Raw genomic sequence first — 21791 nt, 5'->3', positions numbered from 1 at the left:
GCGCGGCAAACCCCCGCGCCCAAGCTGACAGGCCGGTCCGTGCCCGACACCCAATGGGTTCCAAGGGCCTTGCGGCCCTTGGCGGGTGCGGGCGGCGCCCGCCTGACGGCGCGGGGGCTCAGGCGACCTTGCGGCCGACCAGCCAGACGATCCGCCCGATCACCGCGACCTGCTCGGCCGGCCAGGACTGGGGCGGCCAGCGTTTGTTGTCGCTGATCACCTCGATGGTACGGTTGGGGCGGTTGACCGACAGCCGCTTGACCCACACCACGTCATCGACCCGCAGGGCATAGATCCCCTCGCGCGCCGGGTTGGTCTGCTCGCGGTCGATCAGCACCCAATCGCCATCGGACAGGGTGTCCTCCATGCTGTCGCCATCGACCCGCAGCAAGGCGAGGTGGGGCGGCACGGCGGCGGTGACCGCGCGCAGCCACTGCCGTTCGAACAATTGATAGCCCTCGGGCTCGGGCTGTTCCGGCAGCAGGCTGCCGGCGCCGGCCGACAGGCGGGCGTCGAAGCGGGGCACCGCGACGAATTCGGTCTGACAGATTTCGATCACCCCGTCGCGCAGGCTGGGCCGGGGCGCGGCGGGAGCCGGAGCGGGGGCGTCCTCCAGCCCCGGGGCGCGGACCAGCGCGCCGGACGGGAGCGGATCGGGCGGCGGCAGATCGAACAGGTCGAGCACCCCGCCGCCCAGCACGCGGGCCAGCGCGGCGACGGTGCTGACCCGGGGGTCGAGCGACTTGCCCTTGAGGATGTCGCGCACCGCCGTGTCGTTGAGACCGGCGGCGACCGCCAGCCCCTTCTGTTCGACGTGGCCGGTCTGTTCCATCAGCCGCCTCAGGCCGGCGGCGAGCCTCGCGGTGCGATCGGGGGAATAGGCCATTGGGCAACTATCCCATGCCGGTGGGGGCTTGGGCAGTGGGGATTTTTCCCGTTGACCTGATGGGATTTCTCCCATAGCAATGGGACATGACCCAACAACCTCCCCCCTCCCGCCCGGCCGGCGGCTTCGTCCTGATCCATCGCGACCTGATCGGCCACCCCCAGTTCCGCGGCAAGGACGACGAATATGCCGCGATCTGGCTGATCCTCCATGCCGCCTGGCAGCCCGGCAGCCGCCGGGTGGCCGGGCAGGCGGTGACGCTGGCGCGCGGGCAGGTCTGCATGCCGCTGGCCGGGCTGGCCCGGGCGTGGGAATGCGCCAAGGCCACCGCGCTCGGCCGGCTGCGCCACTTCGTCGCCACCGGCTTCGTCACCACCGAGGTCCGATCGGGCCTGACGATCATAACCATCTGCAAATACGACCTTTATCAGCTCGCCCCGACCGGGGTCCGACCGGCGCCCGACCGCGCCCCGACCGCCGCCCGACCGGGACTCAAAAGACTCCAACAAGGAAATGACGATCATGACCGAGAGGCGCCGCCCGCCCGCCGGGCCGGCTACGACCCCGATGCCAGCCGCCGCCGCACCCTTGCGGCATTTCCTGACCTCGCGGGCTGAGGCCCAGATCCTCGCCGCGCCGCTGCCGCCCGGGGTGGCGGCCGCCCTGCCCGCCGCGCTCGACGCGGCCGAGGCGGCGCTGGCCCCGGTGGCCCCCGCCACCCTGGCCGGGCTGATGCAGCGGCTGTGGGATGCCGGGGTGCCCCAGCCCCACCCGGTGACGCTGGGCGAGTGGCGGCGGCTGCTGTCGCCCTACCCCGCCGCCGCGCTGGCCGCCGCCTTCGACCGGGTGGCGCTGACCCATCGCTGGGCCGAGCCGCCCCGCCTCGCCGACGTCGCCCGCTGGCTGGAGGCCGAGATGGAGCGGCTGCACGGCTGGCACCGCCGGCTCGGCCTCGCCCGGCTGCGCGCCCGCCTCGACGCCCGCGACCGCGCCGAGGCCGAGGCCCGCCACCGCCGGCTCGAACGCTGGCGCGAAACGCTGGGGCCCGACCAGCGCGCCGCCCTGGCCGAGCTGCGCGCCCGCGTCGCCGCCGGTGAATCCGCCGTCGCCCTGCTCGTCCGCCCCGGAGACCGTCCATGACCCATCACCGCCCCGCCGCCACCCGCGAGACCACCTCGCTGCTGGCCCTGCTCGACTGGACCTACCGCCGCCAGCGCGCCGACGACGGCACCGACCCCGCCGCCGAGCTGGCCCGCCTCGCCGGCGGCCCCAGCCCGACCGCCCGCGCCCTCGCCGCCGCCCGGCTCGGCGCGGTGATCCCCTCCACCGCCGAACGCCAGCGCCCGGTGCTGCATCCCGACGCCGCCCTGGTCGCCGACACCGTCGGGCTGATGGATGACGGCCCCGGCCGCGCCCTGCTGGTCGCCCATGCCGGCGCCGGCACCCTGCCCGAATGGGGGGCCAGCCAGCACCTGGAGCCGGTGCTGCGCGACGGCGCCCCGCTGGTGGTCGAGGCCGAACGGATCGAGATCCGCTACCGCAACCGCACCCGCCGCGCCGTCGCGGTGTGCTATTGCCCGCTCCAGCTCTGGCCCGACGACAGTTGGGTGCGGATGCAGCGGGCCGAGTACAGCCGCTGGTTCCGCGCCCTCGAAACCCTGGCGCTGCTGCTGGAAAACGCCCCGCTGCGGCGCTGGCGGATCGACGGGCTCGGCGTTGTGGCCGAGCCCTGGAACAAAAGGGGGTAGAAAAGTGAACGAAAAATGCGGGCTCTGCCCGCACCCGCCAGGAGCCAGCGGCTCCTGGACCTGCTTCGGGGGGAGTCCGGTGGCGGCGCCTGTCGCAACAAGGGGTTTGGCGACGCGTGTCGAGATGGTTAGAGTTTTCGCCAGCGGAACTCAGACGGGAAACAGGCGTGAACGAGGATTATCCGGCAGCGGCGCTGCGTCATCTCCAGGACGCCGAAGCCCTGGCCCAAACCGGGCGTTTCGACAATGCCGGCCATCTGATCGGCTTCGCCGCCGAATGCGCGGCCAAGGCCGCTTGGCGTCGCCATTTCCCCGACGAAAAAATCAAATTCATCCATTTCCCCGAACTGCGTGACATCATCAGAAAAAAATTCAACGGGTTGAAGGACACGGCGCTACGGGCGTTCGTCCTCAGCCACCCCGATCTGCTGCCCGGTTGGGAGATTGATCTCCGCTATGCGCCCGAGGGGACCGTCGATCCGGATACCGTCGCCCTGTGGCATCAGCAGACCCGTCGCCTGATGCATGCCGCCGGTCTGAAACGGGAGACCCCCTGATGGCCGAGATCCTCTACGACGATGCCCTGCCGCTGTTCGCCGCCCGGATCCGCGACCTGCTGGGCGAGCGGAGTCTGATCGACAACCTGATCCTGCGCGACAGCGAAGGGCGGTTGACCTTCGTCCGTCTCGACCCGGCGGCGAACGAAACGGCACTGGCGGCGTTGCGCGGCGAGGTGGCGGCTCTGGCGCCCTATCTCGATCCCCAGCCGGTCGCCACTCCGGCCGATCTGTTCGACGACAGCCTGAACGATCCCGCCCTCGGGGTGATCGAGTGGATCGAGCATCCCGCCTTTTCCGGTTTCGTTCGCGTGGTCGAGCGCCGCATCGCCGGCCAGGACTGGCTGCGGCGGCCGTTGCCGCCGCAGGACGGCGTGCCGCCGGTGATCGTCTTCGCCAGCCATAAGGGCGGCGTCGGCCGCTCCACCGCGCTGGCCGTCACCACCGCCCACCTCGCCGCCACCGGCCGCAACGCCCTGGTGATCGACCTCGATCTCGAAGCCCCCGGCCTCGGCGGCATGCTGCTGCCCGCCGACCAGTTGCCCGAGTTCGGATTGCTCGATTTCTACGTCGAATCCGGCCTGCGCGCGATCGACCGGGCCTTCCTCGACCGGATGATCGCCCCCAGCCCGCTGACCTCCGGCCGGGGGCTGGTCCATGTCGCCCCGGCGGTCGGCCGGCGGAGCGAGAGCTATCCCGCCAACCTGCTGGGCAAGCTGTCGCGCGCCTACCTCGAAGAGGTCTCACCCGATCCCGCCGTGCCGCCGCGTGGTTTCCTCGACCGCACCCGGGTGCTGATCAAGGATCTGGCGGCGATGGGGCGCTATGACGCGATCCTGGTCGATGCCCGCGCCGGACTCAACGAAACCACCGCCGCCACCCTGCTCGGGCTGGGGGGGTGGAGCCTGCTGTTCGGCATCGACACCCCGCAGACCTTCCAAGGCTACCGTTATCTGCTCGCCTTTCTCGGCCGCTACCGCCCGGCGGTGGGCGACACCGGCGAGGACTGGCGCGGCCGGCTGCGGCTGGTCCATGCCAAGGCGGCGGCCAATCCCGATTCCTGGACCCATTTTTACGATCAGGCCTACGATCTGTTCGCCGAAACCCTCTATGACGAAGCCGGCGGAGCGGACGACGACGCGGCGTTCAATTTCGACCGCCACGACGCCGCCGCGCCGCACAAGGCGTGGCACATCCTGGCCGACACCACCTATGCCGAGTTCGATCCGCTGAGCCGCCCCGAAGTGCTGGGCAGCGAAGTGTTCCGCCGCACCTTCGCCGATCTGCTCGACGGCATCGATCGCCTGCTGGAGACCGCCCGCGATGTCTGACGCCGTCCTCGTCCTGCGCAGGGCGCTGACCGAGATCAACGTCACCGAACTCGGTTGGAAGGCCGCCGACACCCCCGATCCGGGGCAGATCTTCACCCCGGTCGATCACGATGGCGCGCTCGATCCCGACCGGGCGGTGGTGGTCGGCAATCGCGGCGTCGGCAAAAGCTTCTGGTCGGCGGTGCTGTCGCACCCGCAAACCCGGCAGGCGATCCACACCGCCTATCCCCGGCTCGGGCTGGACCGGACCGAGATCCGCCTCGGCTTCCATGAGCAGGCGGCCTCCGGCTTCGATGCCGGCCCGGCCCCCTCGGTCGCCAGTTTCGACAGCCTCGCCGCCGAGGGGATGGACCCGTTCGACCTCTGGCGCGGCGCGTTGCTGGCGGCGTTGCGCGAGGCCGGCGCGCCGGAACAGGGGCCGGCCGACCTCGACGGCCGCGACGCCCTGGCCCGTTGGGCCGCACGGGATCCGCTCGGGGTCGAAACCGCGCTGCGCCGCGCCGATGGCTGGTTCGCCGATCGGGGGCGGAAATTCGTGCTGCTGTTCGACGCGCTCGACCGGCTGGGCAAAAGCTGGGACCAAATCCGCCCCCGCACCGAGGCGGCCCTGCGCCTTGCCCTGCATCTGCGCGCGTCGCGGGCGCTGCGGGTCAAGCTGTTCCTGCGCTCCGACCAGTTCGCCGACCCGACCCTGTTCGCCTTCCCGGATGCCTCCAAGCTGCGCCAGGAATCGGTCTCGTTGGTCTGGCGCCGACGTGACCTTTACGGCCTGCTGTTCCAACGTCTGTGGAGCGGCCCGGCCGCGCGCGAAGCGCTGTTGGCGGTCGCCGGCCCCGATGCCCCCGCGAGTTGGCAGCGATCCGCTGACCTGCCGTTCTATCTGGCGAGCGATGAGGTCCTCCAGGCATTCCTGTTCTACCGGATCTGCGGTGAATACATGGGCGCCGGCCCCAGCAAGGGACGGACCTATTCCTGGCTGCACGACCATCTGAGCGACGCCGCCGGGGAAACCTCGCCGCGCAGCTTCCTGGCAGCCCTCACCCGTGCCGCCACCAACGCCCAGGGCGACAGCCGGGTTCTGACCTATAAGGACCTGCAAACCGGGGTACAGCATGCCTCGGCCACCCGACTTGACCAACTCAAGGAGGATTACGGCTGGATCCGGACCGCGCTGGAGGCGCTCGACGGCTTGCAGGTCCCGTCCCTGCCCGACGAGTTCATCGGCCGGTGGCGTGACCGGAACACGGTCGGCATGATCCTGAAGGAAGCCGGCTCATGGCTGTCACCGCTGTCGCTGGCCGACGACCCGGCCGACCCGGAAAGCCGGTTGCTTGAGGAACTGGTCAACATCAACGTGCTGGAACGGCGCAGCAACGGCAAGATCAACATGCCGGACATTTTCCGCGTCGCGGCGCGGATCAAGCGCAAAGGCGGCCTGCGCCCTCCCCCGTTGCCCGGCCGCCGCTGACCTTTCCCCCCGGGGTCCAGGGGCCTTGCGGCCCCTGGCGGGTCGCGGGCGGCGCCCGCGCGGGTCCGGGCGGAGCCCGGCGGATTTGCCCCGCCACCATCGCCTGCGATATCCTTCCGCTCCGGCGCGACCGACGGAGACCAGCCGGTGACTCAACACGACTCCCTCCCCAACACCGTCCTCCAGGCGATGCTCGCCAACGCGGTCGCGGCCCAGCGCGACGGCAACCTTGATCAGGCCGACGCCATCGCCCGCGCCCTGCTCGACCTTGCCCCCGCCCATGCCGAGGCGCTGACCCTGCGCGCCACCCTCGCTTTGCGCCGGCTCGATCCCGCCACCGCCGCCGCCCTGGCCGAGGCCGCCGCCGCCGCCGACCCGGCCGATCCCCAGCCGCGCCACGTTCTCGGCCTCGCCTGCCGGCTGCTCGGCCGGCCCGACCTTGCCCTCGACGCCTTCCGCGACGCCATCCGTCTCCGCCCCGACTGGGCCGAGCCCCATCACGGCCTCGGCCTCACCCTGCACGAACTGGCAAGAACCGACGACGCCGTCGCCGCCCTGACCGAGGCCGTCCGGCTCAAGCCGGAAACCGCCCTGACCCATTTCCATCTCGGCACCGCCCTGGCCGACCTCGGCAGGGGCGAGGCCGCCGTCGCCGCCTTTCGCGAAGCCCTCGCCCGCGATCCCGATTTCGCCGAGGCCCACAACAATCTCGGCACCGCCCTGCTCGATCTCGGCCATCACGACGAGGCCGCCGCCGCCTTCCGCGCTGCCATCGCCCTCAAGCCCGATTTCGCCGAGGCCCACAACAATCTCGGCAATGCCGAGACCCTGCGCGAGGACGACCACGCCGCCATCGCCGCCTATGCCACCGCGATCCAGCTCCATCCCGACCTGCCCCAGCCCCATCACAATCTCGGCAACGCGCTGCGCCGGGTCGGCCGCCCGCTCGACGCGCTGTGCGCCTTCGACGCCGCGATCGGGCTCAAGCCCGATTACGCCGAGGCCCATGGCGCCCGGGGCGCCGCCCTGCGCGACCTGCGCCGCTTCGACGAGGCGATCGAGTCCTACCGTCAGGCCGCCTTGCTCGACCCCGCCTACCAGATGCCGCGTCTGCACCTCGCCCTGATGCTGGTCCGCGCCGGCCGGGTGCGCGAGGCGATCGACCTGCTGGGCGACCAGATCGAGGATCAGCGCGGCGGCGAGGACCGGGACGACCTGTTCCGCGCCCTGATGTTCTGCGCCGCCAACCATGACGGGCCCGACGACGGCGTCGGCCGCCTGCTCGCCGAGGCCTTCGCCGCCGAGTTCGGCGGCCACGGCCCGCTCGCCCCCCGCGTCCCCGCCACCCCGGCCGAGGCGGAACGCCGGCTGCGCATCGGCTATCTGACCTCCGACCTGCGCCGCCACCCGGTCGCCATCAACCTGATCCCGGCGGTGCGCAGCCACGACCGCACCCGCTTCAGCCTGCATTTCTATTCCCTCGACCAGCGCGAGGATCTGTTCACCGACTGGTTCCGCCCTTTTGCCGACGGCTGGACCCTGGTGGCCGGGCTCGACAACGAGACCATCGCCCGCCGGATCGCCGCCGACGGGATCGACATCCTGGTGGTGCTGGCCAGCCGCTTCGACCTCAACCGGCCCGGAATCGCCGGCTGGCGGCCCGCCCCGGTCCAGATCAGCCTGTACGACGTCGGCACCACCGGGCTGGCCGAAATGGATTACATCCTGGCCGACCGCTGGCTGATTCCGCCCGGCCATCCTGAATATTTCAGCGAGCGGCCGCTGCGCCTGCCGCAATATTACGTCGTCGATCTGCCCGACATCCTGCCGCTGCCGACCCGGCCCCGCTCCGGGCCGCCGGTGTTCTGCTGCTTCAACAGCCCGGCCAAGATCGGACCCGCCACCCTGGCGGTGTGGGGCCGGCTGCTCGCCGCCCGCCGCGACGCCCGCCTGATCCTCAAATACATGCAGAACTACGCCTCGGACGGGCTGCGCGAGCGCATCTTCGCCGGCCTCGCCGCCGCCGGCGCCCATCCCGATCAGGTGGTGTTCTGCACCGAGCAAGACACCGCCGAGGCCTTCATCGCCCGTTACAACGACGCCGATTTCGCCCTCGATCCCTTCCCGTTCTCGGGCTCGACCACCTCGTTCCAGTCCCTCGCCATGGGGGTGCCGGTGATCACCTGGCCCTGGCCGCGCATGGTCAGCCGCTGGACCACCGCCATGCTGTCCCGGCTCGGGCTCGACCAGATGATCGCCAGCTCGGCCGAGGATTACATCGCCCGCGCGCTCGCCGCCTGCGATCAGGTCGAGCAGTGGCGCGGCCGGCGGATGGAACTCCGCGCCGCCGTCGCGGCCTCCCCCCTGGTCGCCGGCGAACGCTGGACCCGTCATCTCGAACGGCTCTACCGCGCGGTCTGGCGGCGGCATGTGTTGGGGGAGCGGCGATGGTGACAACAAACGCGGGCTTTGCCCGCACCCACCAGGAACCTGAGGTTCCTGGACCTCCCTGAAGGAAGGCGGCACTCATGCGGATCGGCATCGATCTCGGCGGCACCAAGACCGAGGCGATCGCTCTCGCGGCGGATGGAACCGAACTCTATCGGCGCCGCGTCGCCAGTGGGCGCGATTATCCCGCCACCATCGCCACCATTCGCGCCTTGGTCGCGGCGGTCGAAAGCGAGACCGGGCAAAAAGGGACGGTGGGGGTCGGGATTCCCGGCACCATCAGTCCGGCCACCGGGCTGGTCAAGAATGCCAACTCCACCTGGCTGATCGGGCATCCGTTTGATCGCGATCTGGCCCAGGCGTTGGGGCGGCCGGTGCGGCTGGCCAACGATGCCGATTGTTTCGCCCTGTCCGAGGCCAGCGATGGGGCCGGCGCCGGGGCTCGGGTGGTGTTCGGCGTCATCCTCGGCACCGGGGTCGGTGGCGGCATCGTCGTCGAGGGCAAGCTGCTCGGCGGGCCCAACGCCATCGCCGGGGAGTGGGGACATATCCCATTGCCCTGGCCCGAGGATGACGAGCGGCCGGGGCCGCGCTGTTACTGCGGGCGGCATGGCTGCATCGAGACCTTTCTGTCCGGGCCGGCCCTGGCCCGCGACGACGGGCGCGGGCTGACCGCCGCCCAGATCGCCGCCGAGCGGCCGGAAGGGGAGGCGCTCCGGCGCTATCAGGGGCGGCTGGCCCGGGCGCTGGGGCAGATCATCACCCTGATCGATCCCGAGGTGATCGTCCTCGGCGGCGGGCTGTCGCGGGTCGAGTCGCTCTATCGGGCGGTGCCGGAGCAATGGGGGCGCTGGGTGTTCTCCGACACCGTCGCCACCCGGCTGCTGCCGCCGCGTCACGGCGATTCCAGCGGGGTACGCGGCGCGGCCTGGCTGTGGGGCGCGGATGAAGGCGTGGAGGAGGGATCATGACCGATCGGGCCGGGGATTCGAGACCCTTCCCGCAGCCACAGGCCGTCATCTTCGACATGGACGGGCTGCTGTTCAACACCGAGGATCTCTACCGCGACGCGGTGATGGCCGCCGCCGCCGCAAGCGGGATCGAGCTGCCGCTGTCGGTCTATCTGTCGCTGCTCGGCCTGTCGGGCGAGGCGGCCCGGGACGCGCTGCGGGAGCGGTTCGGTCCGGGCTTCGCCTTCGACGCCTTCTGGGCGGCGGCGCGGCGCAATTTCGAGGAAACGCTCGATGACGCGCTGCGGCTGAAGCCCGGCGCGGTCGAATTGCTCGACGCCCTCGACGCCGCCGGCCTCCCGGCCGCGATCGCCACCTCGTCGCTGCGGGCCAGCGTCGATCATCACCTCGCCGCCTTCGGTCTCGACCAACGCTTCGCCGCGATCGTCGCCAAGGGCGATACCCCGCGCGGCAAGCCCCACCCCGACCCGTTCCTGAGCGCGGCGGCGCGGCTGGGAATCGAGCCGGCCCGCTGTCTGGTGCTGGAGGATTCCCACAATGGCGTGCGCGGCGCGGCCCGGGCCGGGATGCTGCCGGTGATGGTGCCCGATCTGCTGGCCGCCACCGCCGAAATGGAGGCGCTGTGCGTCGCCATCGTGCCGGATCTGCATCGGGTGCGCGCGCTGCTGTGGCCCGACGCCCCAGCCGGGCGCCCTCAAGACGCCACAAACAAACCCGATCGATCATAAAGAAACCGCAAAAGAGAGACAGGATCGATTAAGGTCAAGCGAGGGTGCAAATCCGCGCCGGCCGTTTCGGGCTGTTTTTTCCTGGCGGAAACCCGCCGTTCGTCCCCTTGGGGTTTTGTCCGATGATCAGACTGCGTTGCCTGCTGGCCCCCCTGCTGCTGGCCGCCCCGCTGGTGGTGCCCCCCGTGCTGGCCCCCACGCCGGCCCAGGCTCAGGAAATGGTCGAACTCGTCACCCAGTTCGAGCCGCCGCCGCTGCCCTATTACGAACAGCCGCCCTGCCCGGCGCCGGATTATCTGTGGACGCCGGGCTATTGGGCCTGGGGCCCCGAAGGCTATTACTGGGTCCCCGGCACCTGGGTCCAGGCCCCCGCCCCCGGATTTCTGTGGACTCCCGGCTATTGGAGCTGGAACCCCGCCGGTTATTATGTCTGGCATCCCGGCTACTGGGCGCCCGAGGTCGGCTATTACGGCGGCATCCCCTACGGCTACGGCTATGACGGGATCGGTTTCGTCGGCGGCGAATGGCGCGGCAACCGGTTCGCCTACAACATCGCCGTCGTCACCGTCAATCGGGTGGTGATCCACAATATCTACAACAACCCGACCGTGGTGATCCGGCCGCCCCGGCCCGACCATTTCCCCAGCTTCAATGGCGGCCCGCGCGGCATCAACGCCCAGCCGACCCCCGGTCAACAGGCGCTGTTCAGCCAGCACCGCCTGCCCCCCACCCCGTTCCAGGGCGAATTCGAACGCGGCGCGCGCAACAATCGGGCCAATTTCGCCACCGTCAACCAGGGCCAGCCGCCCCTGCCCGCCTTCGTTCCCCCCGTCCCCCCCGCGCCGCAGGCTCCGGTCCCCTCGCCGGCTCCGGTCCCGCCCCGGGCCCCCGCCGCCCAGCCCGCCCCAGTCCCCTCGCCAGCCCCGGTCCCCTCGCCAGCCCCGGTCCCGCCTCGGGCCCCCGCCGCCCAGCCCGCTCCGGTCCCCTCGCCCGCCCCGATTCCGCCTCGGGCCCCCGCCGCCCAGCCCGCCCCAGTCCCCTCGCCGGCCCCGGTCCCGCCCCGGGAGCCCGCCGCCCAGCCCGCCCCAGTCCCCTCGCCGGCCCCGGTCCCGCCCCGGGAGCCCTTCCAACGCCCGATCGACATCCAGCGTCAGCCTCAGCCGCCGGACCAGGGCCAACGGGCGATGGAAATGCAACGCCAGCAGCAGGACCAAGCCCAGCGGGCGCAGGAGATGCAGCGCCAGCAGCAGGAACAGGCCCAGCGGGCGATGGAAATGCAGCGCCAGCAGCAGGAACAGGCCCAGCGGGCGATGGAAATGCAGCGCCAGCAGCAGGAACAGGCCCAGCGGGCGCAGGAAATACAGCGCCAGCAGCAGGAACAGGCCCAACGGGCGATGGAGATGCAGCGCCAGCAGCAGGAACAGGCCCAGCGGGCGATGGAAATGCAGCGCCAGCAGCAGGAACAGGCCCAGCGGGCGCAGGAAATGCAGCGCCAGCAGCAGGACCAAGCCCAACGGGCGCAGGAGATGCAGCGCCAGCAGCAGGAACAGGCCCAGCGGGCGCAGGAAATGCAGCGCCAGCAGCAGGACCAAGCCCAACGGGCGCAGGAGATGCAGCGCCAGCAGCAGGACCAAGCCCGGCGGGCGCAGGAGATGCAGCGCCAGCAGCAGGAACAGGCCCAACGGGCGATGGAGATGCAGCGCCAGCAGCAGGAGCAGGCCCAGCGGGCGCAGGAGATGCAGCGCCAGCAGCAGGAGCAGGCCCGGCGGGCGCAGGAGATGCAGCGCCAGCAGCAGGAACAGGCCCAACGGGCGCAGGAGATGCAGCGCCAGCAGCAGGACCAAGCCCGGCGGGCCCAGGAAATGCAGCGCCAGCAGCAGGAGCAGGCGCGACAGGCACACCGTCCGCCCGAGGAGGAAGGCCGTCGTCCTTGACCCCCAGATCCCAAGCCGCGGTGAGAGACCCTCATCGCGACTTGGCGCGGCCCAGATGGGCCGGTCAGGAGGGCGCGACGGCCCAGCGGCGCTGGGTCCCCCCGCCCGGAGGAATTTCAGCGACGCGCCCTTTGCGCACGTGATAGGATGAGTTAAATCTTTTTGGTTGCGGCGCAATCGCTGAAGAAACGATCGCGCCGCCTGGAGCAGGAGGCCGCGCCATGCCGCCACCCCCGCCGACCAAATACGGTCCCGTCGGCCAGATCCAGAAAGTGACGGCCCCGCGCGGGCCTGCCGTTCATCTCCCGCCGCCGACCAGATTCGGCCCGGTCCCGAGGCCACCGGCCAGCCACGCGCCGCCCGGACCTGCCCCTCGTCCGCTCCAGCGCATGGTGAAAAAAGCAACGACGGCGGAGGAATATCAAAATAGCCTTGGCCCAATCCCCTCCCAGGTCGGGAAACGACTAATTATCGCCAACCAGTCGATCATTTATACTAGGGGCAAACTGTCCTACGGCGCAGCCAATATTCCCGCCCAGGTTCAGGCCTCCAACGGCATGAGCTATCTTGCCGCCACCGAAGCCACCACTTATGCCAGGATCATCCGATCAAAAATCGGCAACTCCTTTATTGATCAGCAGGCCCTGCAACACCCGGGTCTCAAGCCCCCCGAGGCGCAGCCGGTCGCGAAGATCACCGAGATCAACGACGCGGCGGCCCGGGCGATCGCCGCCCGGAAGTTCCGCGCCGGCGTTTGCGACGATTTCGCCTCGGTGGCCTTCTTTCATCTCAAGGAAACCGTCACGCCGGACACGGAAATCTATCGACTGTCGTTGCAGGTATCCGCGGATAGCTTCCATGCGGCCGTGATCCTGGCCGATCCGGGACTGGACGCCCAGGCTTTGCGAATATCGGACAGCGCCGTCGTGGTGGATGCCTGGCCGACCAGGGCCTTTGCGGTCCGCGTTGTGGACTGGAAATACAAAAACGCGGTCTTCACCATTTCCTTTAAAGGATCAGACCTCTCCTCCAAGAATTATCTTCACGATGTCCGTCAAGTATGGAAGGGAGCCTACTTCATCGACGGAGAGCCCTGCTATCGCCGATTCGGCGACGACCTCGCAGAGGACGGAAATACTTACGAAACCTATTTCAGGAACAAAGCAAAGCTGTTCCGGGATACACCGCATAAGTACAATGGGGAGACGTGGGGCCAGACGTGGGACGACGACACCTCACTATGACCGCCCCCTTGTGCTTTCAAAAAAAGGGGGGGGTCTGGGGCGCCAGCCCCAGGCGGGTTCGGGCGGCAGCCCGACGCCTCCCCCCGCCGGCTCAGCGTTCGAAATAGCTGTTATCGACCTTGGCCAGCGCCGAGCGGGCGTCCTGGATCCATTGTTCCGGCTTGCCCTTGGGCGGCATCGGCACCAGCAGCGAGACGGTCGAGAGCGGCCCATAGCGGCGTTCGAACTCGTGCAGCACCTTCATCTGCTCGCGCAGCATGGCGCCGGTGCCTTCGCAGATATCCTCGATCACGGTACGGAGCGCGCGGAAGAACACATCGACGCCGTAGGTCATGTCCTGAAGGATCGCCTGGCCCGGCCGCAGGATGAATTGCTCGGCGCCGTTGACCTGGGAGGCGAGCAGGCGTTCGACCCGGCCGATCTTGGCCTGCTGGGCCGACAGGGTCAGCATCTTGCAGCGGGCGCGGACGTAGCGTTCGACGTCCTGGGTGCTGAGCGAGCGGCTTTCGGTGCGGCCGTCACGGAAGGCCAGCAACGCGCGGCGTTCCTCCTGCGACAACATCGGGATCAGGTCGGCCACCTGCTTGGACAGGCCGCCCTTGCGCATCTCGGCCAGCAGCTGGGAGCGGGCGGCCCAGCGCGAGATCACCATCGCCCCGTCCTTGGGGGCGATGCCGCCGAACGAGAAATAGCGCCGGCATTTGGCGGCGACCGGGAACACCCCGTCGGCGAAGCTGGCGAACAGCTTTTCCATCACCTGGGTCTGCTTCATCTCGACGGCATAGGCCCAGCACACCGCCGCGACCTCGCCCTCGCTTTCGGTGAAGCGGACCTCGGCATTGACCTTCTCGTACAGCACCTGGACGGTGGTGGGGAAGGTTTCCGGCATGATGCGGTTGTTCTTGAGGAACGATTCGAACTTTTCCTTGCCGGAATCGTCGCCGAGGCCGAGCTGGGCCTGGACCAGGGTGCGGGCCAGCGCGTCGTTGACGTCGAGCCCGCCGAGATATTCGCCGATGGCGTATTCGGCGATGTCCTTGAAGCTGGCGAGCGGGTTGCCGTACTTGATCTTGGGCAGGCGGGCTTGGCGGGCGGCGGCCGAGGTGCGGAAGGCCTGCACCGCCGCCTGCGAGGTGGCGCGGTCGAGGCTGGCGACCCGGTTGGGATCGGCGATCGCGCTGAGGAACAGGTCGAGCGCGTAGGCGAACAGCCCCTGCCACAGCGGATTGGTGCTGAGGCGGTCGAGGGCGAGGAAGTCGCTCGGGCCGAACACCTTCTTGGTCGCCAGCGCGCCGAACAGGGCGTCGATGATCCGGGTCGACCAGGCCGAGGGGGTGTCGTTGTCGCGCCAGCTGAATTCCGGGGTGTGGTTGAGGCGCAGGAACAGCACGATCGCCTGGAGCCCGACCTTGGAATCCTTCGGCAGCGGGATCGCCGGCTTGCCGTTGGTGGCCAGTTCCAGCATCGCGTCCATCGTGCCGATGCCGTGCAGCAGGATCAGCCCCTTGGGGTTGACCAGCGCCGGATTGGTCAGCAGCTCGCTGGCGGCCATCCGGTTGGTGGCGGCGTCGGCCAGCACCTTGGCACCATCGAGGCCGAACCGGCTGAGCAACTGGGCGATACGCCGGTTCATCGCCTGCGCCGACGGCGGCAGGGCTGCGGAAGGGGCGGCGGCGGAAGGCTGACTCATGGTGTTTGACGGCCCGAGATGGTGAACGGTGCGGCTCCGCCCGGAGACGGAACGCGATCATGCCAGAAAAGACAAGCCGGATCTGTGGCGTAACGCAAGCGGCTTCGTCGGGGGGCGGCGTCGGCGCGGGCGGAGCGGGGCGGGCGACGGGGCATCGGGGACGGGCTTGCTCCCAGGAGACGAACGCCGATCTTGACCCCCGATTGGTCAATGCCGCCTTAACGCCGGGGCGATCAGGGCCGCTCCGGCGGCACGGGACGGTCGAACCGGCCGGCGATCAGCCGGGCCAGCCGGGGGCTGACCAGGATCACCACGATCAGCCGCAGGGTCTGCAACGCCATCACGAACGACAGATCGACCGGCAGGGTCGAGGCGATGATCGCGATCGAATCCGCCCCGCCCGGGCTGGTGGCTAGCAGCGCGGTCAGCGGATCGACCCCGATCAGCCCCGACAGCAGCAGGCCAAGCCCGGCGCACAGGGCGATCTGGAGCAGGATCGCGGCGGTGACGCGCGGCAAGGCGCGGGCGACATGGCCAAGGGTGGCGCGGGTGAAGCCGAGCCCGATCCGCCAGCCGATCAGGGCGTAGGACAGGGTCAGCAGCAGCGGCGGCAGCTCGGGGCGCAGGCCGAAGCCATCGCGCAGCAGGGCGGCCAGGGCCAGCGGCACCAGCATCGCCCCGGCCGGCAGGCCGCGCCAGCGCCCGCACAGCAGGCCGGCGCCAATCAGGGCGAGGGTCAGGCCGAAGGCGGGGCCGGGCCGGGCCAGCCAATCCTCGGCCACCGGGGGCGGCAGGGTGCCGCCGGCGCTCCAGCCGAGCAGGGTGGCGGTCAGCACCACCAGCACCACCCGCCAATATTGCATGAAGGCGACGAGGCGGGCATCGGCACCGCAGGCGCCGGCCATCAGGGTCATCGCGGCGGCGGCGCCGGGCGAGGAGCCCCACACCGCGACGGTGCCGGGCAGCACCCGCCAGCGCGCCAGCAGCCAGCCCAGCCCGGCGCTGACCGCGATCACCCCAAGGATCAGGGCCGCGAACAGCGGACCGTGGGCGAGCAGGTCGCGGCCGATGGCGGGATCGATCCCGGCGCCGATCATGGTGCCGACCACCGCCTGGGCGACCAGGAACGGCCAGCGGCCGACGCCGAGGCCGGCACCGGCCAGGGCGAACAGGATGCCGGCCAGCATCGGCCCCAGCATCCGCCCGGCCGGCAGGCGCAGGGCCTCGATCAGGACGGTCAGCAGCAGCGACAGGGCCAGCAGGCCGGCCCAGCGCGACCACAGCGGCGCACGGAAGAAAACGACGGAAGGCATCGCCGGGTTGTAACCTCAACCCAGCCGGAAATCCATCGCAGCCGCCGCGCCACAGGGGCTGACCCCATCGATCATCCCGTGATGAGCTTGAGCTCTTCCGGCATTGCCGACTCGGGCACCCGCATCACCTGTGGGGATCCATCACCATGGATCACCTCGATCTTATAAACAAAGCGATCCGGCGCGCCACCGGTCACCGAGGTGGGGGCGGCGGTCACAATCCGTTCGAGCGCGGCACGCTGAGCTTCGGTCAGGTCGGCATCGTCGCGTTCACGCCGGCGACGAATGCCTGCCACGCCACCTTGCCGTTCGATGACAACTTTCATGACGAGCCTCCAGAAACCACCACTCCAACCTCATTCCACGCCGCCGCAACCGCCTGGGCCGCGGCGTCATCGTAAACCTCCCCCGCCACCGAGATTGTGACCTCCGCACACTTAAGAAAATCAGCACTGGCGGGCAACGGCCGGGTCAGAGCCCGGTACCATATCTGCCCCGCCTTTTCCCAACTCGGACCGCCCAGATTCACGCACGCCAGATAGAAAGCCCGGTTGGGAATCCCGGAATTGATATGGACCCCACCGTCATCATCCTCGGTCTTTTTGTAATCTCTCATGTGAGCCGGCTGAGGATCGTCGCCCAGATCCGGATCGCCCTTGAATGCCGTCCCCGGCGCGCGCAGGTCGCGCAAGGCACGCCGCGTGGGGACCGGTACCAGCAATTCGTCGCCGAACAACCAGTTGGCCGCCTCACCGACCTCTTGACGCGCCCATTGTTTCGTCATGATGCCAAACACATCGGAAAAAGATTCGTTCAGCGCCCCGGTCTGACCGTGATAGTCAAGACGAGAGGAAAACTGCGTAATCCCGTGGCTCATTTCGTGCGCGACGACATCCAAAACACCGGAGAAATCAAAAAAAACTTACCGCCGTCGCCATCGCCAAAAACCATCTGATTGCCATTCCAGAACGCGTTTTCATATTGTCTGCCGTAATGAACCGACGAGGCCAGCGTCATCCCCAGGTTATCGACCGATTCCCGCCCAAAAACTTCCTTGAAAAATCTCCAGGTCAGCCCGGTATTACGGTAGGCGTTCTCCACGGACGGATCCGCGTTGTCGGGATCCCCTTCCGATTTAACCGTCCGGCTGTTGAGATCGTTGGTCTGCTCGCAATCCCGGATCACCCGCCGCAAGCCGGTACGCGCCCGGGTGGGTAAGCCCGACTGACGCAAGGCGGCATTTCTCGCCTGGGCAAATTGGGTGTTCAAATCGATGGTGTGATCGGCCGCCTCGGCAATCTCCTGATCCTGCGACTGTCTCAACCGCTCAAGCAGGAAATTGGGGATTACGGCCCGTTGGCACAACGTCATTGTCATCGTCCTGAAAAATTAGTTTCGCCTAATAATTGTTAAAATTATCGAACAAGTAACCATAACTCAACTCCGGCAGATGCAGAACCCCTCAAAAACAGGTTTAGACCGTCCTTCGACACCCAAATCAGGCGATGATGGCCCGGTCGATCCGCCCCAGGGCCGGCTCGACGGCGGGCCGGTGCGGGCGCTGGCCCGGCATTATCCCGACGGCCATCGCCTGCCGCCGCATCGCCATCCGCGCGGCCAGTTGATCCACGCCGCCAGCGGGGTGATGGAGCTGGCCACCCGCGACCGGATCTGGCTGATCCCGCCCGGACAGGCGCTGTGGGTGCCGCCCGGGATCGAACACCGGCTGCGGGCACGGGGAGCGGTGGAGCTGCGCAGCGTTTATTTCCATCCCGATGCCCTGCCCGCCGCCGCCCCGGATGAGCCGGCCTCGGTGCGGGTGTCGGCCCTGCTGGGCGCCCTGCTCGACCGCGCGGCGGCGATCGCCGAGGACCCGCCGCCGGACGAGCGCGACCGCCGCATCCTCGACCTGATCGGCTGGGAACTCGACTGGAGCGCAGCGACGCCCTGGTCGCTGCCGACCGGGCACGACCCAAGGCTGGCCCGGCTGTGCGCGGCGATCCTGGCCGACCCGGCCGACCGGCGCGGCCTCGCCGCCTGGGGGGAACAGGTCGGCGCCTCGGCCCGCACCCTGGCCCGGCTGTTCCGCGCCGAAACCGGGATGAGCTTCGATCTATGGCGGCGCCAGGCCCGGCTGTTGCTGGCGCTGCCCCGCCTTGCCGCCGGCGAGGCGGTCACCAGTGTCGCGCTCGATCTCGGTTATGGCAATCCAGGGGCCTTCGCCGCGATGGTCCGCCGCGCCACCGGGCAGCCGCCGCGACGGGGCTAGCCGAAAGGCTCCGCCTCTCGGCGCTCTCCGCGAAGGGCCACGGGCCCTTCGAACCCATGGGGGTCAGCGGAGGATCTCGGCCAGCCGGTCGGCGGCGACGAAGGCGCGGGCGAGGCCGCGGCGTTCGCCGGCCGCGCCGGGGGCCGACATTGTGCCCTCGATCCGCCGGGTGATCAGCCCGAGCAGGCAGAAGGCGACCGGATCGAACACCGGCGAGCCGGAATTGGCGTCAACCTCCTCGACCAGGGTCGGCATCCGGCTGGCCAGCGGCTCGGGCAGCAGGGTGGCGGGCAGCAGCCGGGGGGAAAAGCGCCGCGTCGGCGTCGCCACCGCCACCAGCGTCCCCACCGGCGGCAGGCGCGGGCACAGCGCCAGCGGCGGCAGCGCCCGCCGCTCCGGCGGCAGGGCGGCAGGATCGAGGCTGATCAGGCTGGCGTCGATCCCGTCCAGGTCGCCCTCGCGCCGGATCACCGCCGGCAGCCGCACGCCCGCCACCAGCACCGTCACCGGCCGCCCGGCCGGGCCGCGCCCCAGCACATGGGCGGCGGTCAGCACCCGCCCGTCGCCGAGATAGACCCCCGAACCGTTGGCCCGGGTCGCCGGATCGGCGGCGGCGCCGGGACCGACCCCGACCACATAGGCGCTGAACGCCTGCCCCCACGCCGGAGCGGCCAACAGCAGGACCGGAACGATGACGGCCAGACGCGAGATCATCGCCCGACTCCATCATCCGCCGCCGCGCATGTCCAATGGGTTCGAAGGGCCCCCGGCCCTTCGCGGAGAGCGCCGAGAGGCGGAGCCTTTCGGCCCCCCTGCCCCATTCTGTCCGTTTCGCCGCCGATTCTGTCCGAACCGGCGGCGAAACGGCCGGCGGCGCGGCCTATCCTCGGCCGATCCCTTCCCCACCGGAGCTTGCCCCGATGACCGATCCCATCCCCTTCACCCGCGCCGACATCACCGCCGAGATCGAGGGAATCCGCCTTGCCGGCTGGCTGTACCGCCCCACCCTGCCCGGCCCGCGCCCGGCGATCGTGATGAGTCACGGCTATGCCTGCGTCAAGGAACAGGGACTCGACCGCTTCGCCGCCTGCTTCGCCGCCGCCGGCTTCGCGGTGCTGGCCTATGACCACCGCAATTTCGGCCAGAGCGGCGGCAGCCCGCGCGGCGAGATCGACCCCCACCGCCAGATCGAGGATCTGCGCGGCATGGTCACCTGGATCGGCATGCAGGATGGGATCGATCCCACCAGGATCGGGCTGTGGGGCAGCAGCTACAGCGGCGGCCACGTCCTCGCCCTGGCGGCGATCGACCGCCGGGTCGGCTGCGTGGTGGCCCAGGTGCCGACCATCAGCGGCGGCGAGAGCTTCCGCCGCCGGGTGGCGCCCGGGGCGATGGCGGGTCTGCGCGCCGCCTTCGCCGCCGACCGCGCCGCCCGGCTGCGCGGCGAGGCCCCGGCGCGGCGGCGGGTGATCCCGGAAAACGGCGAGCCCGGCCTGTATGCCGACGCCGAGGCGGTGGCGTTCTGGGGCGCGGCGGCGGCGCTGTCGGACGGGCGGTGGGAAAACTCGGTCACCCTGCGCTCGGTCGAGCTGGCCGGCGAGTACGAGCCGGCGGCGCGGATCGAGCGGATCGGGCCGACTCCGCTGCTGATGGTGGTGGCCGACGCCGACACCGTCACCCCGACCGACCTCGCCCTCGCCGCCTTTCGCGACGCGGTCGAGCCGAAGCGGCTGTGTCTGATCCGGGGCGGCCATTTCGACCCCTACCAGCGCCGTTTCGCCGAGGCGGCGGGGGCGGCGCGCGCCTGGTTCCTCGCCCATCTCGGCGAGCCAGCGGCCGACGCCACCGGGGCCTGACCCGGCGGGACGACTCAGGCGGTGCGGCGGGGGGCGGTGGTGGGCAGGCGCTCGGCGGCCTGGACCATGGTGCGGAGCTGCTCGCGCGACAGCGAGCCCTCGGCACAGAGTTCGTTCAGCAGCGCGGTCAGCGCCTCGCCATCGAACAGGAACGGGCTGACGGCATCGGCGACGGCGACCGGCGCCGGGGCGGGCGGCGCGCTCCGGAGCGGAACGGCATGCACGATGCTGCTCACCACCGAAGTTTCCAGTGCGATCGTCAGCGCCATGCCTTACGTCCCCCTTTGTCGTCCGGGCAGACGCCATGCATCAGGCATGCCAGCGCCGCCCCCCCGCGCCGCCGGGCCGGGTTTCCCCGGGTTTCGCCCCGGTTTCGGCGGGGCGGCCCCGGTGGCGGCGGCGGGTGGGGCCAAACCGCAACCGTCCGGGCGGGCGGCAGTTCTTGCCGCACGGCGGGAAGGATCGACCGGTCTGGTCCCGCCCGGCCCATGGTGTATACTGACCCCTCACTTGTCCCCCCGGAGGAACGGATGAAACGGTTTCGTGGTTTGGCCCTGGCGGGGCTGGTCGCCGGGGGGTGCCTGTGCGCCGCGTGGGCCCAGGCCAATCCCGTCGATCTGGCCGCCCACCGCGCCACCTACCACATGAGCCTGTCCTCGTCGCGTTCGGGCAGCGGGATGGCCAATGCCAGCGGGACCTGGAGCTACGCCTTCCGCGATTCCTGCGACGCCTGGGTGACCGAGTTCCGTCTCGCCCTGACCTATTCCTATGCCGAGGGCGGTCAGGCCGACACCGTCACCGATTTCCTCGGCTGGGAATCCAAGGACGGGCTGCGCTACCATTTCCGGGTGCGGCAGTCGCGCGACGGCGAGGTCACCGACGAGGTCGAGGGCACCGCCCGGCTCAACGGTCCCGGCCAGGGCGGCGTCGCCCGCTTCACCCGGCCCGAGGTCCGGCAGATCCGCCTGCCCAAGGGCACCCTGTTCCCCACCGCCCACACCCTGCGCCTGCTCGCGCTGGCGGAACGGGGCGAACAGGCGCTGGCGCGGCCGCTGTTCGACGGCCAGGGCGACGAGGGGCCGTTCGAGACCAGCGCCCGCATCGGCCGGGTGATCACCACCCCGCCCGACGGTCAGGCCAACCCGCTGCTGGCGCCGCCGGCCTGGCCGATGCGGATGGCGTTCTTCCCGACCCGGGGCAGCAACCCGCTGCCGGATTTCGAGATGGCGCTGGTCTACCACGCCAACGGGGTGGCGCGGGACATCGAACAGATCTTTCCCAATTTCAGCCTGCACGGCAAACTTGAATCCATCGAGGCGCTGCCGCGGCCGCGCTGCTGACCCGGGGG

22 protein-coding genes are annotated in these 21791 nt (G+C 70.1%); 14 read left to right on the top strand and 8 right to left on the bottom strand.

The features are described from left to right. Positions 1–118 precede the first annotated feature (118 nt). On the bottom strand, positions 119–886 hold the full coding sequence (locus ACFSNB_RS08565; RefSeq protein ID WP_377315755.1) for a LexA family transcriptional regulator: 768 nt from the start codon (positions 884–886) through the stop codon (positions 119–121). A gap of 86 nt (positions 887–972) precedes the next feature. On the opposite strand from ACFSNB_RS08565, the gene ACFSNB_RS08560 reads away from it, so the two are divergent. From ACFSNB_RS08560 to ACFSNB_RS08510, 11 genes are all read left to right on the top strand, one after another. After that, on the top strand, positions 973–1503 hold the full coding sequence (locus tag ACFSNB_RS08560) for a hypothetical protein (RefSeq protein WP_377315754.1): 531 nt from the start codon (positions 973–975) through the stop codon (positions 1501–1503). After that, a complete protein-coding gene (locus ACFSNB_RS08555) occupies positions 1454–2026 on the top strand; it encodes a hypothetical protein (protein ID WP_377315753.1) in 573 nt (190 codons plus the stop codon). The genes ACFSNB_RS08560 and ACFSNB_RS08555 overlap by 50 nt, the downstream gene beginning before the upstream one ends. Next, positions 2023–2634 (top strand): hypothetical protein, encoded by a 612-nt coding sequence (locus tag ACFSNB_RS08550; RefSeq protein WP_377315752.1) that lies wholly within the window; start codon positions 2023–2025, stop codon positions 2632–2634. Before ACFSNB_RS08555 ends, ACFSNB_RS08550 begins: the two co-directional genes overlap by 4 nt. Positions 2635–2750: 116 nt before the next feature. Continuing rightward, entirely contained in the window at positions 2751–3191 is a 441-nt protein-coding gene (locus ACFSNB_RS08545) for a hypothetical protein (RefSeq protein ID WP_377315751.1), read from the top strand. Further along, the gene (locus ACFSNB_RS08540; protein WP_377315750.1) at positions 3191–4522 is read left to right on the top strand and encodes a KGGVGR-motif variant AAA ATPase; all 1332 of its coding nucleotides are present in this window, start codon (positions 3191–3193) and stop codon (positions 4520–4522) included. Before ACFSNB_RS08545 ends, ACFSNB_RS08540 begins: the two co-directional genes overlap by 1 nt. After that, complete coding sequence (locus tag ACFSNB_RS08535) at positions 4515–5990, top strand: hypothetical protein (protein WP_377315749.1); 1476 nt, start codon at positions 4515–4517, stop codon at positions 5988–5990. Before ACFSNB_RS08540 ends, ACFSNB_RS08535 begins: the two co-directional genes overlap by 8 nt. Positions 5991–6137: 147 nt before the next feature. Next, complete coding sequence (locus ACFSNB_RS08530; protein WP_377315748.1) at positions 6138–8444, top strand: tetratricopeptide repeat protein; 2307 nt, start codon at positions 6138–6140, stop codon at positions 8442–8444. Positions 8445–8518: 74 nt separating this feature from the next. After that, positions 8519–9409, top strand: a complete 891-nt coding sequence (locus tag ACFSNB_RS08525) for an ROK family protein (protein ID WP_377315747.1) — start codon at positions 8519–8521, stop codon at positions 9407–9409. Continuing rightward, a complete protein-coding gene (locus ACFSNB_RS08520; protein WP_377315746.1) occupies positions 9406–10137 on the top strand; it encodes an HAD family hydrolase in 732 nt (243 codons plus the stop codon). The genes ACFSNB_RS08525 and ACFSNB_RS08520 overlap by 4 nt, the downstream gene beginning before the upstream one ends. Positions 10138–10259: 122 nt before the next feature. After that, entirely contained in the window at positions 10260–12071 is a 1812-nt protein-coding gene (locus ACFSNB_RS08515) for a YXWGXW repeat-containing protein (RefSeq protein WP_377315745.1), read from the top strand. A gap of 221 nt (positions 12072–12292) precedes the next feature. After that, complete coding sequence (locus ACFSNB_RS08510) at positions 12293–13315, top strand: hypothetical protein (protein WP_377315744.1); 1023 nt, start codon at positions 12293–12295, stop codon at positions 13313–13315. Between the two features lie 91 nt (positions 13316–13406). Here the strand turns inward: ACFSNB_RS08510 and ACFSNB_RS08505 are convergent, their stop codons facing one another. From ACFSNB_RS08505 to ACFSNB_RS08485, 5 genes are all read right to left on the bottom strand, one after another. Continuing rightward, on the bottom strand, positions 13407–15005 hold the full coding sequence (locus tag ACFSNB_RS08505; RefSeq protein ID WP_377315743.1) for a hypothetical protein: 1599 nt from the start codon (positions 15003–15005) through the stop codon (positions 13407–13409). A 233-nt stretch (positions 15006–15238) separates the two neighbouring features. Next, positions 15239–16318 (bottom strand): AbrB family transcriptional regulator, encoded by a 1080-nt coding sequence (locus ACFSNB_RS08500; protein ID WP_377315742.1) that lies wholly within the window; start codon positions 16316–16318, stop codon positions 15239–15241. A 71-nt stretch (positions 16319–16389) separates the two neighbouring features. Then, positions 16390–16644, bottom strand: a complete 255-nt coding sequence (locus ACFSNB_RS08495; RefSeq protein WP_377315741.1) for a protealysin inhibitor emfourin — start codon at positions 16642–16644, stop codon at positions 16390–16392. Next, on the bottom strand, positions 16641–17195 hold the full coding sequence (locus tag ACFSNB_RS08490; protein WP_377315740.1) for a M4 family metallopeptidase: 555 nt from the start codon (positions 17193–17195) through the stop codon (positions 16641–16643). The genes ACFSNB_RS08495 and ACFSNB_RS08490 overlap by 4 nt, the downstream gene beginning before the upstream one ends. After that, positions 17192–17695 (bottom strand): hypothetical protein, encoded by a 504-nt coding sequence (locus tag ACFSNB_RS08485; RefSeq protein WP_377315739.1) that lies wholly within the window; start codon positions 17693–17695, stop codon positions 17192–17194. The genes ACFSNB_RS08490 and ACFSNB_RS08485 overlap by 4 nt, the downstream gene beginning before the upstream one ends. A gap of 175 nt (positions 17696–17870) precedes the next feature. Between ACFSNB_RS08485 and ACFSNB_RS08480 the strand changes: the two genes are divergently transcribed. Then, positions 17871–18587, top strand: coding sequence for an AraC family transcriptional regulator (locus tag ACFSNB_RS08480; protein WP_377315738.1), 717 nt, complete (start codon positions 17871–17873; stop codon positions 18585–18587). A gap of 63 nt (positions 18588–18650) precedes the next feature. On the opposite strand, the gene ACFSNB_RS08475 is transcribed toward ACFSNB_RS08480, so the two are convergent. After that, on the bottom strand, positions 18651–19301 hold the full coding sequence (locus tag ACFSNB_RS08475; RefSeq protein ID WP_377315737.1) for a trypsin-like peptidase domain-containing protein: 651 nt from the start codon (positions 19299–19301) through the stop codon (positions 18651–18653). A gap of 206 nt (positions 19302–19507) precedes the next feature. Between ACFSNB_RS08475 and ACFSNB_RS08470 the strand changes: the two genes are divergently transcribed. Beyond that, the gene (locus tag ACFSNB_RS08470) at positions 19508–20443 is read left to right on the top strand and encodes an alpha/beta hydrolase (RefSeq protein WP_377315736.1); all 936 of its coding nucleotides are present in this window, start codon (positions 19508–19510) and stop codon (positions 20441–20443) included. A gap of 14 nt (positions 20444–20457) precedes the next feature. Here the strand turns inward: ACFSNB_RS08470 and ACFSNB_RS08465 are convergent, their stop codons facing one another. Next, on the bottom strand, positions 20458–20712 hold the full coding sequence (locus ACFSNB_RS08465; RefSeq protein ID WP_377315735.1) for a hypothetical protein: 255 nt from the start codon (positions 20710–20712) through the stop codon (positions 20458–20460). Positions 20713–20973: 261 nt separating this feature from the next. Between ACFSNB_RS08465 and ACFSNB_RS08460 the strand changes: the two genes are divergently transcribed. Beyond that, on the top strand, positions 20974–21783 hold the full coding sequence (locus ACFSNB_RS08460; RefSeq protein ID WP_377315734.1) for a cell envelope integrity EipB family protein: 810 nt from the start codon (positions 20974–20976) through the stop codon (positions 21781–21783). The last annotated feature ends 8 nt before the right edge of the window (positions 21784–21791 follow it).

Origin of the sequence: Phaeospirillum tilakii (genome assembly GCF_042683125.1) — a bacterium.
Taxonomy (GTDB): domain Bacteria; phylum Pseudomonadota; class Alphaproteobacteria; order Rhodospirillales; family Magnetospirillaceae; genus Phaeospirillum; species Phaeospirillum tilakii.
Note: the sequence above shows the minus strand (reverse complement) of the source record. Positions and strands in the feature narration are given on the sequence as shown.

Bases quoted from the DNA above. Each gene is read 5' to 3' on its own strand.
- ACFSNB_RS08535 (WP_377315749.1), top strand. From the start codon at position 4,515: ATGTCTGACGCCGTCCTCGTCCTGCGCAGGGCGCTGACCGAGATCAAC.
- ACFSNB_RS08470 (WP_377315736.1), top strand. From the start codon at position 19,508: ATGACCGATCCCATCCCCTTCACCCGCGCCGACATCACCGCCGAGATC.
- ACFSNB_RS08495 (WP_377315741.1), bottom strand. From the start codon at position 16,644: ATGAAAGTTGTCATCGAACGGCAAGGTGGCGTGGCAGGCATTCGTCGC.
- ACFSNB_RS08475 (WP_377315737.1), bottom strand. From the start codon at position 19,301: ATGATCTCGCGTCTGGCCGTCATCGTTCCGGTCCTGCTGTTGGCCGCT.
- ACFSNB_RS08550 (WP_377315752.1), top strand. From the start codon at position 2,023: ATGACCCATCACCGCCCCGCCGCCACCCGCGAGACCACCTCGCTGCTG.
- ACFSNB_RS08465 (WP_377315735.1), bottom strand. From the start codon at position 20,712: ATGGCGCTGACGATCGCACTGGAAACTTCGGTGGTGAGCAGCATCGTG.
- ACFSNB_RS08460 (WP_377315734.1), top strand. From the start codon at position 20,974: ATGAAACGGTTTCGTGGTTTGGCCCTGGCGGGGCTGGTCGCCGGGGGG.
- ACFSNB_RS08560 (WP_377315754.1), top strand. From the start codon at position 973: ATGACCCAACAACCTCCCCCCTCCCGCCCGGCCGGCGGCTTCGTCCTG.
- ACFSNB_RS08515 (WP_377315745.1), top strand. From the start codon at position 10,260: ATGATCAGACTGCGTTGCCTGCTGGCCCCCCTGCTGCTGGCCGCCCCG.
- ACFSNB_RS08510 (WP_377315744.1), top strand. From the start codon at position 12,293: ATGCCGCCACCCCCGCCGACCAAATACGGTCCCGTCGGCCAGATCCAG.
- ACFSNB_RS08525 (WP_377315747.1), top strand. From the start codon at position 8,519: ATGCGGATCGGCATCGATCTCGGCGGCACCAAGACCGAGGCGATCGCT.
- ACFSNB_RS08555 (WP_377315753.1), top strand. From the start codon at position 1,454: ATGCCAGCCGCCGCCGCACCCTTGCGGCATTTCCTGACCTCGCGGGCT.
- ACFSNB_RS08565 (WP_377315755.1), bottom strand. From the start codon at position 886: ATGGCCTATTCCCCCGATCGCACCGCGAGGCTCGCCGCCGGCCTGAGG.
- ACFSNB_RS08505 (WP_377315743.1), bottom strand. From the start codon at position 15,005: ATGAGTCAGCCTTCCGCCGCCGCCCCTTCCGCAGCCCTGCCGCCGTCG.
- ACFSNB_RS08490 (WP_377315740.1), bottom strand. From the start codon at position 17,195: ATGAGCCACGGGATTACGCAGTTTTCCTCTCGTCTTGACTATCACGGT.
- ACFSNB_RS08500 (WP_377315742.1), bottom strand. From the start codon at position 16,318: ATGCCTTCCGTCGTTTTCTTCCGTGCGCCGCTGTGGTCGCGCTGGGCC.
- ACFSNB_RS08485 (WP_377315739.1), bottom strand. From the start codon at position 17,695: ATGACAATGACGTTGTGCCAACGGGCCGTAATCCCCAATTTCCTGCTT.
- ACFSNB_RS08540 (WP_377315750.1), top strand. From the start codon at position 3,191: ATGGCCGAGATCCTCTACGACGATGCCCTGCCGCTGTTCGCCGCCCGG.
- ACFSNB_RS08520 (WP_377315746.1), top strand. From the start codon at position 9,406: ATGACCGATCGGGCCGGGGATTCGAGACCCTTCCCGCAGCCACAGGCC.